Source organism: Nosocomiicoccus sp. HMSC059G07, from assembly GCF_001815515.1.
Taxonomy (GTDB): Bacteria; Bacillota; Bacilli; order Staphylococcales; family Salinicoccaceae; genus Nosocomiicoccus; species Nosocomiicoccus ampullae_A.
Window position 1 is genome coordinate 1 of record NZ_KV820843.1, and the last position, 240, is coordinate 240.

A 240-nucleotide genomic window follows, 5' to 3' on the forward strand; every position below is an offset into this window, starting at 1 on the left:
TTATAACGCCGTTATCTTCTTCAAATTCCATGGCGACAATATTGTCTACCTTTACTGAATGCCCAAGCATTTCAGCTGCGACTTCAACATATACTCTCGGACTTGCACTTACGATATAAGTCGTAATTCCATTATTTGTAAACGCGCGATATAAGTTTAACAATTCTTCAGGCACTGATAATCCCGATTTAAAAGTAGAAATGACTACACCTGATTTTCCAGGTATATTTTCTGAGCTTT

General features: G+C 36.7%; 1 pseudogene. It reads right to left on the reverse strand.

Annotated features, from left to right (window positions below):
* Positions 1–240 (reverse strand): annotated as a pseudogene (locus tag HMPREF3029_RS09430) (haloacid dehalogenase-like hydrolase); the annotation flags it as partial.